Origin of the sequence: Rickettsia sp. TH2014 (assembly GCF_019249195.1) — a bacterium.
In the GTDB taxonomy this organism is placed as follows: domain Bacteria; phylum Pseudomonadota; class Alphaproteobacteria; order Rickettsiales; family Rickettsiaceae; genus Rickettsia; species Rickettsia felis.
This window is the reverse complement of record NZ_MXAX01000058.1, coordinates 107-2,454: the sequence shown is the minus strand read 5'-3', so window position 1 is coordinate 2,454 and position 2,348 is coordinate 107. Positions and strand designations below refer to the sequence as shown.

The window sequence follows — 2,348 nt, the reverse complement described above, 5'->3', positions numbered from 1 at the left end:
TTTTTTGATTTAGATTCATCTCTAATCCTCCATTNNNTATTATCTTAATTTTACTAAATGTAAGATTAAATCTCAACTATTACAAATCTAGATAAGATGACCACTGTGGTCTGTAAGATTAAATCCTGACTTCTATAATTTATCCAACAAAGCAGTATCGCCTATGATGGTAACCACATTCCAGCCGTCATCGTCCATAGATTCGGTTAGAGACATATAACAAGCATTGTGTTCTGTTGTAGCAACTTGGCACGGATGCTCTGTTGCTAGGTTTTTCCAAATATCTGAAATGGTTGATGTTACTTTATCTTTGACAATTAAGAAAGGTGCTACTACGACGCTCCCAACGATGGCAGATAGAGCTGTGGCGTAAGGAGATATATCGTCAGCATTAAGCTTCATGGTACATACTAATTTTTTATTATAAATAATAACTATGTTTGTTATTTGCAAAGAAATCAATCTTTAGCACCAGTCACGTAAAACAAGATTAGTTTATAAACTCTAAACTAGGAAACTCTTCATCTACACCTAATAGCGATGCTCCATTAACATTATAGTTAAAAGCACGTTCTAAATCGTCATAACTAAATTCATTGGATGATATTGATATAGTATCATCATCAATATTTTTTTCTGTAATCACTACCACATCATTACCGGTAGAAGTAATATGATTTGATCCCTCGAAATCTTTGATCAATAGGATGCCATCCATAGTTTTATCCCATCCTAGAGTCTCAATAACAGGTTTCTCGCATATATTAGCAAAGTTTTTAAGAGAATGCCCTTTAAGATTTTCGAGTGCTTTTAAGGTTCTCTTAACACCTAAATAACTTGAGCAAGTTTCAACAAGTGTTCCTACTTTACCAGCTAAATAACCAGTGTAACTAAATATTCCTGACTGTACTGTAGGTGTATCATTGGGTATAACTTGTTTTGTAGGAATAACTAATTTTGGTTCTGTGATATGCGGACTACTGATAATAGGATTATAATTAATAATATTATGTTTTGCATTATATATAACACAATGTTCTGCTAACTCCTCAATAGTAACATCCAATGTATTACTAAATACTCCGGCGGTTATTGCTGCTTGTATTGCATTTTGAGAGCCTGGACTATCAAAGGTCACTGATGTTCCAAGCTTAAGGTTCCTAGACATAATCTCAAAAGCAGTAGCATCAGTTAAAACTGCTCCAAGAGAATGACCTGTCACATTAAATGTATAGCTATCAATGTTAGCCCCAAGTGACTTAGAGATATAATCAATCATAGATTTAACTTGATCCACTTTACTCGGGAAGGTACCTGCTGCGATATAAGCATCATCTTTGAGGTCATGTATGTCTGTAGGAACTGTGCCAGCCGTAGCAATTAGTATTTGTTTAGTATTCTGATTTATAAATACAACGGATTTATAACCATTCTGATTGGTATCAGCATTATCAGAAGATTTACATAACACTTGCCAATCAGTTCCTAAATCGTTAAGGGTTTTAAGCTCATGATCTTTATATATGTCATTGTCTTTGGCAAGTTTATATGCAAGATCCGTTGTTAAATGAGCAACCTTATCCTCAAGCTTATCAATGAACTTTTCAAACTTGGATGCGGCTTTCTTCGCCTTGCTGATAACCTTAGTTGACTTATTGAACCAATTAGCAAAATAGCTCATCTTCCTACCTCTTTATTTGCATACAATAATGTTAATACAATAATACTTACTTCTTTATACAGGCTTGTGAGTTGTGTAATTACGTTCTAGATACATTGAGTCTTTTACTCGATTTAGATTAATTCAATGAAACCTTAAAATTTCAACTACTATCATATAATATGGTAATTTATGTTTGTTGTCAAGGAGATTATTAATAAATTAATAATCTGAATATATATCAAATATATTTGAATCTCATGAAAAAGAAATTTGACTGTCTCCAAAAGTTTACTTTTGGAGACTAAACTGAAATGCCCTGTTTTTCTAATTCTTATTTAAAGATCTACTGTGTTATTAGTTCTACAATAACACTATATAAAATTATTATAATATTAATTACTCTTGATATTAATTATTGTTAATATATAATGCGCTCTTTAGCAAAGATATCTAAGATTAAATGATAACACGAAGCAAATCTAAAGACTCAGTCTACATACCACTTCTACAAAGTAAAAAAACAAATCTGATAAAACCAAATTACTTTAAAATAGCTAAAGTTTTATTTGACAAAGGTTAATACTCAGAAGCTAGAAAGGCTTACAGCAAAATTACAGAAAAACATATGTACTATGGCTTGTAATAGTTGAGATTTAATCTTACATTTAGTAAAATTAAGATAATA

At 31.5% G+C, this 2,348-nt stretch carries 2 protein-coding genes; both read right to left on the bottom strand.

The features are described from left to right. Nucleotides 1-132: 132 nt before the first annotated feature. Nucleotides 133-453 (bottom strand): hypothetical protein, encoded by a 321-nt coding sequence (locus KYQ89_RS00855; RefSeq protein ID WP_218459936.1) that lies wholly within the window; start codon nt 451-453, stop codon nt 133-135. A 37-nt stretch (nt 454-490) separates the two neighbouring features. Further along, the gene (locus KYQ89_RS00850; RefSeq protein WP_218459934.1) at nt 491-1,681 is read right to left on the bottom strand and encodes a hypothetical protein; all 1,191 of its coding nucleotides are present in this window, start codon (nt 1,679-1,681) and stop codon (nt 491-493) included. Between the last annotated feature and the right edge of the window lie 667 nt (nt 1,682-2,348).

Bases quoted from the DNA above. Each gene is read 5' to 3' on its own strand.
- KYQ89_RS00850 (WP_218459934.1), bottom strand. From the start codon at position 1,681: ATGAGCTATTTTGCTAATTGGTTCAATAAGTCAACTAAGGTTATCAGC.